Source organism: Streptomyces sp. NPDC008086 (genome assembly GCF_042957325.1).
Classification (GTDB): domain Bacteria; phylum Actinomycetota; class Actinomycetes; order Streptomycetales; family Streptomycetaceae; genus Streptomyces.
Genome location: NZ_JBIBIA010000009.1, coordinates 429,601 through 442,250, shown reverse-complemented (window position 1 = coordinate 442,250; position 12,650 = coordinate 429,601). Strand labels below are relative to the sequence as shown.

11 protein-coding genes are annotated in these 12,650 nt (G+C 72.4%); 4 read left to right on the top strand and 7 right to left on the bottom strand.

All coding sequences use genetic code 11. The features are described from left to right. Nucleotides 1-5 precede the first annotated feature (5 nt). The 4 genes from ACFZBP_RS31995 to ACFZBP_RS31980 form a co-directional block, all read right to left on the bottom strand. Nucleotides 6-1,640 (bottom strand): protein kinase, encoded by a 1,635-nt coding sequence (locus ACFZBP_RS31995; RefSeq protein ID WP_391418089.1) that lies wholly within the window; start codon nt 1,638-1,640, stop codon nt 6-8. A gap of 45 nt (nt 1,641-1,685) precedes the next feature. Then, the gene (locus ACFZBP_RS31990; RefSeq protein WP_391418087.1) at nt 1,686-3,377 is read right to left on the bottom strand and encodes a nickel transporter; all 1,692 of its coding nucleotides are present in this window, start codon (nt 3,375-3,377) and stop codon (nt 1,686-1,688) included. Continuing rightward, on the bottom strand, nt 3,374-4,915 hold the full coding sequence (locus ACFZBP_RS31985) for a tetratricopeptide repeat protein (RefSeq protein WP_391418085.1): 1,542 nt from the start codon (nt 4,913-4,915) through the stop codon (nt 3,374-3,376). Before ACFZBP_RS31985 ends, ACFZBP_RS31990 begins: the two co-directional genes overlap by 4 nt. Nucleotides 4,916-5,100: 185 nt before the next feature. Then, nucleotides 5,101-6,639 (bottom strand): DUF4331 family protein, encoded by a 1,539-nt coding sequence (locus tag ACFZBP_RS31980; protein WP_391418083.1) that lies wholly within the window; start codon nt 6,637-6,639, stop codon nt 5,101-5,103. A gap of 230 nt (nt 6,640-6,869) precedes the next feature. On the opposite strand from ACFZBP_RS31980, the gene ACFZBP_RS31975 reads away from it, so the two are divergent. The 3 genes from ACFZBP_RS31975 to ACFZBP_RS31965 all read left to right on the top strand — a co-directional run bounded on the left by ACFZBP_RS31975 (nt 6,870) and on the right by ACFZBP_RS31965 (nt 8,620). Further along, nucleotides 6,870-7,412, top strand: coding sequence for a sigma-70 family RNA polymerase sigma factor (locus tag ACFZBP_RS31975; RefSeq protein ID WP_030054282.1), 543 nt, complete (start codon nt 6,870-6,872; stop codon nt 7,410-7,412). Then, nucleotides 7,409-8,227, top strand: coding sequence for an anti-sigma factor domain-containing protein (locus ACFZBP_RS31970; RefSeq protein ID WP_391418081.1), 819 nt, complete (start codon nt 7,409-7,411; stop codon nt 8,225-8,227). Before ACFZBP_RS31975 ends, ACFZBP_RS31970 begins: the two co-directional genes overlap by 4 nt. A gap of 126 nt (nt 8,228-8,353) precedes the next feature. Continuing rightward, nucleotides 8,354-8,620, top strand: a complete 267-nt coding sequence (locus ACFZBP_RS31965; RefSeq protein ID WP_383449949.1) for a hypothetical protein — start codon at nt 8,354-8,356, stop codon at nt 8,618-8,620. A 247-nt stretch (nt 8,621-8,867) separates the two neighbouring features. Here the strand turns inward: ACFZBP_RS31965 and ACFZBP_RS31960 are convergent, their stop codons facing one another. Both ACFZBP_RS31960 and ACFZBP_RS31955 read right to left on the bottom strand, forming a co-directional pair. Then, entirely contained in the window at nt 8,868-9,647 is a 780-nt protein-coding gene (locus ACFZBP_RS31960) for an ABC transporter permease (protein WP_391418078.1), read from the bottom strand. Next, nucleotides 9,644-10,633 carry an ATP-binding cassette domain-containing protein gene (locus ACFZBP_RS31955; protein WP_391418076.1) on the bottom strand — a complete coding sequence of 330 codons (990 nt, stop codon included), beginning with the start codon at nt 10,631-10,633 and terminating at the stop codon, nt 9,644-9,646. The genes ACFZBP_RS31960 and ACFZBP_RS31955 overlap by 4 nt, the downstream gene beginning before the upstream one ends. Before the next feature lie 63 nt (nt 10,634-10,696). Between ACFZBP_RS31955 and ACFZBP_RS31950 the strand changes: the two genes are divergently transcribed. Continuing rightward, nucleotides 10,697-11,410: a TetR/AcrR family transcriptional regulator gene (locus ACFZBP_RS31950; protein ID WP_383449952.1), complete on the top strand. Its 714-nt coding sequence runs from the start codon at nt 10,697-10,699 to the stop codon at nt 11,408-11,410. Between the two features lie 89 nt (nt 11,411-11,499). Here the strand turns inward: ACFZBP_RS31950 and ACFZBP_RS31945 are convergent, their stop codons facing one another. Further along, nucleotides 11,500-12,642 (bottom strand): type ISP restriction/modification enzyme, encoded by a 1,143-nt coding sequence (locus tag ACFZBP_RS31945; RefSeq protein WP_391418074.1) that lies wholly within the window; start codon nt 12,640-12,642, stop codon nt 11,500-11,502. Between the last annotated feature and the right edge of the window lie 8 nt (nt 12,643-12,650).

The window sequence follows — 12,650 nt, the reverse complement described above, 5'->3', positions numbered from 1 at the left end:
CTCCGCTACGAACTCGGGGACCCGGTAGGCGTAGGCGAGACCCCGCCCGTCGGGGTCTCCGTCTCACAGGTCACCGAGAACGGCACCGAGTTCGACTTCGTCTCCACCGGGTCGCGGACCTCGACACTGATCTCGTTCTCGAAGGTCCCGCTGTCGTCGTACGTCGTCACGAATGCCCGGTCCTGCTTGGTCCGTCCGCCGCCTTCCGGGAACGACAGCGTCTTCCAGCCCTGGTCCATGACGTCACCGTCCGCCGACACCCAGCGATAGCTCACCCGGGCCGGCAGCCGCCCCACCGTGAACGTCGCCGTGAAGGACGGCGCCTCCCCGCTGGGCGGCGGACAGGCCCCGGAGTACGCGGTGTTCGCCCCCGCCAGCGTCACCCGCACGGACTGCGGCGGGGGAGTGGTCGTACGGCTGCTGCTCGCGCTCGGCGTCGGGTCCTGACCCCCGCCGGCCGCGTTCTCGTCCCCGGTGTCGCTCCCGGTCGGCGAGACCCCGCCGCCCGTCTGCGCGTTGGTCCCCTCGCCGCCCTCCTTGCCGCCGTCGCCGCCCCCGCGGTCGAGCAGGGCGTACGTCAGCCCTCCCACGGCCAGCGCGAGGGCGGTGACACCCGCGATCAGGACGTAGCGGGCGCGGCGGTCGCGGTCGGGACGGACGGGAGCCGTGTCCCGGCCGGGAACGGCCGCCGAGGTGGGCCTGGTCGGTCCCGGCGGCGGGACGGGAGCCGTCGCCGCCGTGTCCGGGGGCGACGAAAACGCCGCCACGGTCGGGCTGTACGGACTCGCCCCCACGGCGTCCGCGCGCGGGGTCCCTCCCGCCCCGACGATCCGCAGGTCCTGCTCGGCCCGGTCGGCCGGCAGCCGCTCGGCCGGGTCCTTGCGCAACAGCCCCTCGATCACGGGGGCCAGCGGACCGGCCCGCCGGGGCGGCGGCAGCTCCTCGTCGACGATCGCCCGCAGCGTGCTCAGCGGGGTGTTCTGGCGGAACGGCGAGTTGCCCTCCACGGCCGCGTACAGGAGCACACCCAGCGACCACAGGTCGGACTCCGGACCGGGCGTGCGCCCCAGCGCCCGCTCCGGGGCCAGGAACTCCGGGGAACCGATGACCTCGCCGGTCATCGTCAGCGCGGAGCTGCCCTCGACCATCGCGATACCGAAGTCGGTCAGCACGACCCGGCCGTCGTTCGACAGCAGCACGTTGGCCGGCTTCACGTCCCGGTGCAGCACCCCGGCCTCGTGCGCCGCCCGCAGCGCGGCCAGCACCTCGGCACCGATGTGCGCGACCCGCTGCGGACTCAGCGGGCCCTCGGCGTCCAGCTGCTCCGCCAACGAGATCCCGCGGACCAGCTCCATCACGATCCAGGGCCGGCCGTCCTGCGTGGCCACGTCGTACACCGTGACGACATTGCGGTTGGCGACCCGCGCCGCCGCCCACGCCTCGCGCTCCAGCCGGGCGTACATCCGCTCGACCTCCGCGCCCGGCAGCCCGTGCGGCGCGCGCACCTCCTTGACCGCGACCTCGCGGTGCAGCAGCTCGTCGCGGGCCCGCCACACGGTGCCCATGCCGCCCTCGCCGAGCGGGGACAGCAGGCGGTAGCGGCCGGCGATCAGACGTTCACTGCCAGATTCTTCGGACACGGGCGTCCCCCATTCGCATCCGTGCGCATTCTCCACAAAAGTAGCTCAGCCGAGTGCGGATGCCGCCCCCTGGAGAACCAATCCGGCCCCGATCAGTACGACGAGCACCGCGGATCCCAGTGGTGCGGTCCTGCGGACGAAGACCGTGAGGGGGTGGGCCATCCAGCGGGGCTGCCGGTCCAGCACCCTCGTCACTCCGCTACCCAGCCGCACGACGGCGAACCCGGCCGCGGTGAGGGTGAGCGCCAGTCCGACGCCGTACGCCACGACGAGCAGCAGTCCGAACCACGCCTTCCCGAGCGCCGCCGCGCCGACGAGCACGACGACCGCGGAGGGACTGGGCACGAGGCCACCGGCGAAGCCGAGCAGGATCGTGCCGCGGAGGGTGGGGGCGGTGGAGTGGGTGTGGGTGAAGCCGTTGTGGGTGTGGGTGAGGGGGCCGTGGGTGTGGGTGTGGGCGGGAGCGGGGGTGTGGCTGTGGTCGTGCTCGTGTGCGTGGTGGTGGGCGTGGGTCGGTGCGGAGGCGGGGGACTCCGCCGCGGAGTGGGCGTGGGCGGCGACCAGGACCGGTTGGCGCTCGTGGGTGTGTTCGGTCTCGTCGTCGTGGGGGTGGCCGTGCTCGTGCGGGTGGTCATGGCCGTGCGGGTGGTCATGCGCGTGCGGGTGCCCATGTCCGTGGCCATGTCCATGCCCGTGTCCGTGCTTCCTGGTGTGCCATGCCCGTCGCACGAGCGTCGCGCCCGCCGCGATCACCAGGGCGCCGCTCGCGACGCCCAGCCAGGTGATCACCGAGGGCGCGGCGGCCGAGCCGGCCGTCACCAGGAGGCCGAGGGCGACCACGCCCAGGGTGTGGGTGACGGTCACCGAGGCCGCCAGGGGCAGGACGTCCTTCATACGGGCCCGGCCGCCGCGGGCCGCCGCCACCGCGGCCATCAGCGTCTTGCCGTGGCCGGGGGCGAGCGCGTGCATCGCGCCGAGGAAGATCGCGAGGACCAGGGCGAGGGCGGCGAAGCCGACGGTGAGGTCCTGGCGGGACACCAGGCCGTCCAGGGCCCGTGTCCAGCGGTCGGCGCCGCGCGGCAGGACGGAGGAGGCGGGGGTCTCCTGTTCCGCCTCGGCGAGGGCGGGGCCGCCCGGGCGCACGCGCAGCGACGCGCTCTTGGTGTCGGCCGGGGAGGACAGCAACTCCTCCGGATACTCGGTCAGTTCGCGGGAGATCGACTCCTTGGGTACGTCCGAGGCGGCGAGGGTCATACGGTCCCCGCGCGCCGTGACCTCCCGCCAGCCGGGGCCGGACTCCGCGCCCGTGCCACGGAAGCCGAGGGCGATCGTGGTGTCCTCCGGGAGCGGCGCCGTCAGCCGGCACTCCACGCGGAGGGTGTCGAGCCCCGCCTGACCGGGCCGCACGCGCGCGTGGCTGCTGGTCGGCGTCAGCTCGACCGTACGGCCGTCCACGGTGACCTCGCTGCCCCGCGCGGCGTCCGCGCACCGCTGCCGGGCCCACTCCGTCATGCCCGCCTTCTCGATGGCGGGCCTGGCCTGGGTCGCCGGGATCTCGGCGAGGTCCTCCACATGGTGGACGCGTAGTTCGCCGGGGGCGGCGACGAGGCCGTCGTAGCGGTTGACGGTGAAGTTGCCGAGGGGGTGCGCGCTCGCGGAGCCGGCGGGGAACAGGGCGAGCGCGCCGGCCGCCGTGAGGACGGCCGCGGCGGAGGCGAACAGCCGACGCGGGGTCACTTGGCCGCCTCCAGGTCCTTGAGTGCCGTACGGGCTTGGCGGGCGCCCAGCGGGGAGAAGCCGGGGTTCAGCTTCAGCGCGGCCCGCAGGTGCTCGCGGGCGTCCTCGGCGTGGCCGGTGGCGCGCTCGATGATCCCGCGGTGGTAGAGGAACGCGGCGTTGCGGTAGCCGGTGGCCGTGGCCTCGCGGGCGTAGGGGAGGGCTTCCTCGTCCTTGCCGTTGACGTGCAGCGCCCAGGCGAGGGCGTCCGCGGTGTGCACGGTCCGCCGGCGGTCCCACTCGGCGCGGGCGGCGCGCAGCGCGGAGGCCTTGTCGCCGTGGTCGGCGGCCGCGAGGGCGGTGTCGAGGTCGGCGTTGACGCCGTTGGCGCGGGCGAGGGCCGTCCAGGCGTCGACCAGGGCGTACTGGTCGTCGGCCTGCGCCTTGTCGCCGGCCGCCTCGTACAGCTCGCCGAGTTCGACGAGGGGGCCGGGGAGGGGGTAGCGGGAGACGACGTCCCGCAGGCCCTGCGTCGCGGCGGCCCGGTCGCCGTTCGCCGCCTGGGCCCGGGCGCGGCCCTCCAGGGCGGGGACATAGTTCTCGTCGGCGGCCAGGGCGCGGGAGTAGTGGGTGAGGGCCGTGTCGTAGTCGCCCTGGTTCCAGGCGAGTTGGCCGAGCTGGGTGGCCACGTAGGTGATGTCGCCGGGGGTGGTGGCGGAGGAAAGGGCCTGCTTCAGTACCCGCTCGGCCGTCCGTACATCGCCGCGCAGCTCCTGTACGTACGCGTACCGGGTGAACACCGGGATGCCCGGGCGGCGGTCGTCGGCCGTCCTCGCGGCCTTCGCCGCGTCGGCGTAGCGGCCCAGTTCGACGAGGGCGTCGGTGCGGGTACACAGGGCGCGTTCGCTGTAGGGGTTCACCTTCAGGGCCTGGTCGGCGTACTCGAGGGCGTCCTCGAAGTCGTGCCGGGCGGCGGCCAGGGCGGCGCGGCCTGCGAGGGCCTGGTCGTTGGCGGGGTTCAGTGCCAGGGACCGGTCGAAGGCCCGGGCGGCCTGGGGGTAGCGGGAGGGGTCGCCCTTGGTGCGGGCCTGCTCCACGTAGGCGAGGCCGAGGGTGGCCCAGCCGGTGAAGTCCCTTGGCTGGTCGCGGAGGTGGGCCTGGAGGGAGGTGATGCCGGTTTCCAGGTCGCCGGTCGCGAGGAGGGCGGGGGAGACGGCGGCGGAGGCCGGGGCGACGCTCGCGTTGTTGTCGTCGCGTGCCGCGCCGAGGGCTATGGAGCCGGTGGTGAGGGCTACGGCGAGGAGGGTGGCGCAGCCGGTGAGGTGGAGGGCTCGGCTGCGGCGCGCTGCGGCGGCGACTCGGCGGACGGCGGCGATGCGCTGCTCGCGGCCCTTCTCGCCCCCGCCGCCCCTACCCGTCCCATCCTGAAGGGGCTGAGCCCCTTCGACCCCGCCAAGGGCCTTCGCCCCCTGCACCCCCATCGGCCCTTCGGGCCTCGTCCTCAAACGCCGGACGGGCTGGGAATTCTCCGGTTCGCTGTCGTTCGTCCGCGGGGCCATGCCCTCTCCTCGATCGGCATTCCAGCGGCGCGGCCCGCGCCGTGGGGGATGAGTACTTCGCGGGCCGCGCCAGTCTTCTCAGGGGCGCGGGGCGGTGTCGATATGCGGCTTCGCCGGGTGGGCGCGACCAGCCACGACGGTCCTGCGGACGCTCGACGGCATATCGCGCCACCCCCGCGGAGCGCCTAGTACGCCCGCTCCCGCATCCGGCGCCACCACATCAGGGCCCCGCCGATCAGCAGGATGCCGAGGGCGCCGGCGCCCGCCGAGCCGGCGATCAGGGTCGTGTCGTCCATGCCGGAGGCACTCGCGCCGGCCGGCTGAAGGGCGTCGCTGAGCTGGCTGCGGACGTCCGTCTCGCCGTCCGTGCCCTTGGCGAGCGGGCCGCGGGAGCCCTCGGTGGGCAGGGCGACGTACGGGAAGGCCTTCTCGAAGTCCTTGTCGTTCTTGTCGACGGCGTCGCCCAGGTCGTTCTTGGCGCCGAGCAGTTCGCCCTCGACGACCTGGAGGGAGGCGTCGATCACGTCGTCGGTGAGGCGGCGGCCGTTGGGGAAGCCCGCGTTGTCGCCGTCGAGGACACCGAGCCGCTTGGGTTCGGCGGTCGGCTCGATCGAGGTGTTCAGGCGCAGCATCTCCGACGGGGTCACGTGCGGCGGCTGGTTGAGGCCCTTGACGCCCTTGAGGAAGACGTCGACCAGGTCGTTGCGCGGCTCGTCGGGCGCCGGGATCTTGTAGATCGCCTCGATGAGCTTCGGCAGCTCGGGGTTGGTGACGTTCTTCAGGAACTGGGCGTCCTCCCAGGGCGCGGACGCGTTGAACTTGTCCTTGTCCTTGAGGGGGTTGACGACCTCGTTGACCAGGGGGCTGCCGAGCCGCGACACCTGCTCGAAGTGGCCCTGGGCGTTCTTGCGCTGGGTCGTCGACCAGATACCGACGACCGGCTGGTCCGCCGACTCGGTGATCATGTGCGTCGGGACCTGGAGGGCGATGGAGTTGACGTTGTAGCCCTTGAGCGTGTCGTTGCCGACCTCGGAGAGGTTCCCGCCGTAGAGGAGGTCGAAGACCCGCAGGTCCAGGAAGAACGGGTCGTCGGCCTGTCCGGCGAACGACGTCGCGTCGCCCGCGAGCTTGTGCACGGCCTGCTCGCGCAGCTTGGCGTAGTCCGGCATCGACGCCTTGCCGACGTTCGACGGGGCCACCGGCACGTCGTTGGCGACCTTCGTCTTCGACACCAGGTGCTGGTCCTTCAGCTTCAGCAGCTCGATGTCGTACGTCTGCGTGATGTTGAGGTCCTTGTCGTCGAGGCTCTCGACGGGACCGGTGTTGTACAGGAACGTCTTCTTGTTCCTGACGTGTGTGTCGAAGGTGAAGCGGTAGAGCAGCTCGCCCTGCGCGTCACCGTTGTTGTCGATGTGGATGTCGTACTGCGCGTCCTCGGCGAACGTGAAGAAGTTCGGTCCACCGGCCGGCTCCTCGAACGGGATCCAGTTGCCGATGATCGTCGTCGTGTCCGGCTTGTCCGGACTGACGAACGCGTACACGTCCGTGTTGTCGTACTGCGGCGTCCCCGAGATCAGCGGGGCCTCCCGGTGACTGGAGGCGGAGGCCGCCCCCGGTTCCAGCGCGGTCACGCCGGCGGCTGCGAGCCCCCCGGCGGCCAGCGCACCACATACGAGGGTCGCTAGGCCCCTGCGTCCCGCACCGCTCCTGGAATTAGGTGTCATGCCGTCCGTCCTCAGTCCCAACTTGCCTGACGCACCCGATTCGGAGCCGTCGCCAGGGTGGATTGGTCGAATCCCAAGCGTTCTTACGGCGGAACTGAAAAGTTGTCTCATCGAGGGGGGACCCGCGTTTTCGGCCCGCTCATCCGTAACCCCATCCGGAGGTGGGTCCGTTGCGAATGCCTCGCGGGACGAGACGGCCGCGCTGCGGTCTGGCTGGAGGGGGAGACGAGTTGGAGGCCGACGAGCTGCTGGTCCTCGTGGCGGGCGGTGATCAGAAGGCGTTCGAGGAGCTGTACGGGCTGGTGTCCGGGCCGGTGTACGGGCTCGTCCGGCGTGTGCTGCGCGACCCCGCCCAGTCCGAGGAGGTGGCCCAGGAAGTGCTGCTCGAACTGTGGCGGTCCGCGGCGAAGTTCGACCCGCGCCGGGGCAGCGCCCTGTCCTGGGTCCTCACCCTCGCCCACCGCCGCGCCGTCGACCGTGTCCGCAGCGCCCGCGCGGCCGGCGAACGCGAGCAGCGCGAGGCCCTGCGCGCGAACCACCCGGCCTTCGACCACGTCGCCGAGGAGGTCGAGGCCGGACTGGAGCGTGAGTGGGTGCGCCGTTGCCTGGACCGGCTCACCGCGCTGCAACGCCAGTCCGTGACCCTCGCCTACTACGACGGCTACACCTACCGTGAGGTCGCCGAGCGGCTCTCGCTGCCGCTGGGCACGGTCAAGACCCGGATGCGCGACGGACTCACCCAGCTGCGCAAGTGCCTGGGAGGTGTCGCATGAGTCTCGTCGGTCGCCTGCTGCGCCGCGAGGACCTGCACTCCCTCGCCGCGCCCTACGCCCTCGACGCCCTGGAGCCCGCCGAGCGGCTCCGCTTCGAGAAGCATCTGAAGTCCTGCGACAGCTGCGCCGCCGAGGTGCGGACCCTGTCCGAGGATGCCGTCCGGCTCGCCTGGTCCACGGCCGCCCGGCCGCCGGCCGCGATGCGCGACCGGGTCCTGGCCGCCGTACGCACGACTCCGCAGGAGTCCGTCGGACGCGAGCCGGCCCACGCGCGTGCCACTCAGCTGCCGCCGCACGTGTGGGGCACCCAGCCGCCGCCGCGCACCCGTGCGCCCAGGACGCGCCCCTTGCTCGTGCCGTTCGCCACGGTGACGGCCGCAGCGGCCCTCGTCGTCGCCTCCCTCTTCGCCGTCCAGGCGAACAGGACGCAGGAGCAGCTGGACGCGCAGCAGGCCCGGGCAAGTGAGATCGCTAACGTTCTGGCGGCGCCCGACGCCCGGGCCACCGCCGGCGAGGACGCGCGGGGGCGGACGATCGGAGTGGTCGCCTCCGCATCGGAGGGGCGGGCGATCGTCACTCTCAGCGGATACGGCGAGTTGCCGAGCGGCCGAGTGCACCAGCTCTGGCAGATGCGCCCCGATGTGCAACCGCGCTCCCTGGGCCTCTTCGACGGCGACACGCCCCTGATCGCATCCGGTCTCGACAAGAAAACGACGTCACTCGCTGTGACCGTCGAGCCGGACGGGGGTTCACCGCAACCCACCAGCCAGCCAGTTGTCCAACTCGCCCTGAAATCGGTTGGATTCGGAGAGTAATCAACGGCGAGTCGTCAACACCCTTATGGGGAAGGTGAATCCTGTGACCGCGATACACGCGTGCCCCACCGGGGCGATAGGGTTAACCTGCCCGGTCCGGGTGGACTCGTACGGGTGGGGAGTGACATGGATCAGATAACAGTGCGCAGCAGGGCGAGGGTCCCTGCGATCACCTGCGGGAGCAGCGCGACCAGTTCGCGTCTCGACCGCCATCTCTCGGTGCTGGCGGGCCCCGCCGTGCCGCAGGGAGAAGCGGCCGAGGCGACCTCGCTGATGCGTGAGCTGACCAGTCGTGACACCAAGCAGCGCAGCGACCAGGGCGCGCGGGTTCGCCGCGTCTCGCTCTTCGCGCCGCTGCGACGACTCCGCCGTTCGCTCTTCGGCGGCCGCTGACCCGTATCCCGGCGACCCTCGACGACCTCGAAGGCCCGCGCCCGGCAGAACACCCCGTACCGGCGCCGTACCAAGCTGTCCCCGTCCGTCATCCCCACGGCAGACAGCGGCGCCACGAAGGGCTCTCCGGGCGCGGACCCATCCCCCACCCCGCCCCCCGCTCATCGGCCCGCGTCCCTTGCGTAACAGATGTGTCACGAGATCGGTCACGCAAGGGAGTTGACGGGCCTTCGTCACGCGGTGACCGTCACTCGCCGCGCGCGTACCGTCGTACGGCGAGCGGTACGAACACCGCGAGCAGCACCGCGCACCACGCCAGCGACCCGGCGACGGGATGCGCGACCGGCCAGGCCGCGCCGTCCGGTACGGACGCGGTGCCGAAGAGGTCCCGCAGGGCCATGGTGACCGCGCTGATCGGATTCCACTCGGCGAGCGTGCGCAGCCAGCCCGGCAGACCCTCCGTCGGGATGTAGGCGTTGGACAGCAGCGGCAGGATGAACGTCGCCCCGCCCAGCTGACCGGCGACCTCCTCGTTGCGGGTCAGCAGCCCCAGGAATATCCCGGCCCACGACGTCGCGAACCGGAAAAGCAGCAACAGCCCCACCGCGCCCACGGCTTCGAGCGCCGACCCCTCCATCCGCCACCCCACCGCGAGCCCGACCAGCAGGAACGGCACGGTCCCGGCCGCAGTCACGATAAGATCCGCGGCCGCCTGCCCCAGCGGCACCGCGGCCCGGCTGACCGGCAGCGTGCGGAAGCGGTCCGTCACGCCCCGGTGGACGTCCCCGGCGGCCTGGAACATGCCGGTCATCAGCCCGTTGGCCGCGGTCGCCACCAGCAGACCGGGCACCAGGAAGGACCGGTACTCGGCGCCGGGCATCGCCAGCGCGCTGCCGAAGACGTAGCCGAAGAACAGCAGCATGGTGATCGGCATGGTCTGCGTCAGGATCAGCAGCCCCGGGTTGTTCCGGATCCGCCGCAGCTGACGGCCCAGCATCGCGCCGCCGTCGTACGCCAGGGTGCTCATGCCGCACGCTCCTCTTCCTGGGAGTCCAGGGAGCCCTGGAAGTCCTGGGTTTCCTGGGCGTCCTGCGTGAGCCGCAGGAACACGTCATCGAGAGTCGGGGGTTTGAGGCTCGCGTCGAGCAACGGCACGCCCGCCGCGTCGAGTTCGCGCACCAGACGGGGGAGCGTGAGGGTGGCGTCCCGGGTGACCGCGACGACGGCGCGCCGCTCGTGGTCGAACGAAGGCTCCGCACCGGTGAGTTGGTCCAGTACGGCCGCCGCCTTCACCATCTCGTCCGGGTCGGTCACGACGACCTCGACATGCGCGCCGATCAACGACTTGAACTGGGCGGGCGAACCCGTGTGCGCGACCCGGCCCCGGTCCATCAGGGCGATGTCGTCGGCGAGTTGGTCGGCCTCCTCCAGGTACTGCGTGGTCAGCAGCACGGTGGTGCCGTCGGCGGTGAGCTCCCGCACGGCGTCCCAGATCCGGTTGCGGCTGGCCGGGTCCAGGCCGGTCGTCGGCTCGTCCAGGAACAGCACCTCGGGGCGCCGGACGAGGCTCGCCGCGAGGTCCAGGCGGCGCCGCATCCCGCCTGAGTACGTGGACGCCGGACGGTCGGCCGCCTCGGTCAGCCCGAAGCGGTCCAGGAGCTCACCGGCCCGCTCGGCCGGCCCGCGCACCCGGTGCAGCCGGGCGAACAGCCGGAGGTTCTCGCGTCCGGTGAGGTCGCCGTCGACCGAGGCGTACTGGCCGGTGACGCCGATGCCGCGGCGCACGGCCGCCGGGTCCCGCAGCAGGTCGTGCCCGGCGACCCGGGCCGAGCCGGCGTCCGGGCGCAGCAGCGTGGTCAGCAGCCGAACGGCCGTGGTCTTGCCCGCGCCGTTCGGGCCGAGGAGGCCGCAGACGGTGCCCTGCGCGACGGCCAGATCGAGTCCGCGCAGGGCGTGGACCTCGCCGAATCGCTTCTCCAGGCCTTCACTAAGTACAGCGTACGTAGAAGTCATGGGTCGACCATAGCGCACTACGTACGGTGTACGTAACTAGGATGGTGTGCGAGGTGATGATCGATGGCTGGCAAGGCGGCCGAGCCCGGAGTGATCTGGGCGCGACCCGAGCGGACGGGGCGCGGGCCGAAACCGGCGTTCACCCGTGCCGACATCGCGGCGGCCGCGGTGCGCATCGCCGACGCCGAGGGGATCGACGCGGTGTCGATGCGACGGGTGGCCGGTGAGCTGGGCTGCGGCACGATGTCGCTGTACAACTACGTGCCCCGCAAGGAGGACCTGTACGAGCTGATGGTGGACGCCGTCAGCGGGGAGCACGAGCTGTGGGAGCCGGGCGGCGACTGGCGGGCGGAGATGCGCCGGGTCGCCCAGCAGACGCGCGAGCTGATGCACCGGCATCCGTGGATGACCCGGCTGATGTCACCCGTCTACGGCTTCAGCCCCAACGCCCTGCGGTACCTGGAGCACTGTCTGGCCTGCCTGGATTCGCTCGAGGCGCCCTACGGCATGAAGATGCAGCTGGTCGGGATGCTGAACGGCTGTGTGACCTCGTACGTCTCGACCGAACTGGCCGCCGCCGAGCGCACCCGGTCGCTGCCCTGGTCGGCGGACGAGGAGAACGCGGTACGGATCGCCTATCTCGGGAGCCGGGTGGCCACGGGGGCGTATCCGAGGATGGCGGCGGCGTTCGCGGAGGATCAGGGGCCGATCGATCTGGAGGGGGCGTTCGGGTTGATGGTGGAGCGGATGCTGGATGCCTTCTCACCGCGGGAGTGACAGCTCCATGGCGGGTGCGGGCTTCGCTGTGGCTGGTCGCACCCCGGCGGCGGAGCCGCCTAGGTCACAGCCCCGCGCCCCTGGGGTGACTAGATCAGCGCGAATTGACCCTCTGGGCCTTCCTCATGGTGGTCCAGGACCGACGCCGGTCTGCGTGTCGACTCGGGGAGCGGCAGGACGCCGGCCTCGTGGAGGTCGGTCGCAGTGACGGGGGACGTCAACTCCTCCTGGAGAGGCCGCAGTTCGGACAGCAGCGTCAGCACCGTGATCAGCTCCAGCAGTTCCGACGTCCACGCCTGCGGCCAGGTGGTCGGGCGGATCGCCGCCAGGGTGCCCGGCTCGGGCTCCGTGACACGGGCCGTGAACCACTGCTCCAGGACCTTCACCCCGGCCACCTCGTAGTCCCAGGCCTGCGGCGGGACCGGTGAGATGCGGCCCTCGTCCAGCAGCAGGGCCTCCTCGTCGCGGTCGTACTCCACCGCCAGCGGACGGGAGGGCAGCGGCGCGCGGACGTACGGGCGGCGGCCACCGGGCAGCTTCGGGCGGTCGCCGTTGCGCCGCATCAGCCACAGGGCGCGGTGACCCGACTCCACCCCGCGTGCCCACAGTTCCGGGTCGGTGGTGAGCGGGACGGTGAGGTCGGGGCGTACGGCCGCCAGCGTCCAGGCGAGCAGGTCCAGCGGCTCGACCGGTACGCCGAGCCGGTCACCGAGGTGCTCGACGAGGCCCGGCGCCAGGTTCGGTTCCGTGCCGCCCGGGCGACGGAACAGCGGGCGGACACGGCCCGGGCGCAGCAGCGGGAGCAGGGAGGTGGCGAGCAGGCCGGACTCCGGGGTCTCCAGCACGAAGACCTGGTGCTCGTCCGCCACGCGCCACAGCTCGGGGCGGGCCGCGTCGATCAGACGGTGGTCGGGGATCAGCCACTGCTCGTCGAAGGGGGCGCGCAGGACCCGTACCGGCTCCGGGCAGGGGCCGGAGGCGCGGATCAGCTTCTCCGTGCCGGCGGACCGGCCGGGCAGCCGGCCGACGGCCGAGTACAGGGTGCGGGAGCGCGTCGGCTCCAGCAGGGTCTCCCGGTCCGGGCCCTCGGCCTTCACGAAGGCGTCCCAGCGGGCTTTCAGGGATGCCGCGTCGGGGCCCGTCGGCCACCCCCGGCCGAGCCGCGGCGGTGCGACGGACCACGGCATGAGGTCCGCCAGCGGCGGAGCGTCGTCGTGCGTCACGCTGGGCATCGTACGAC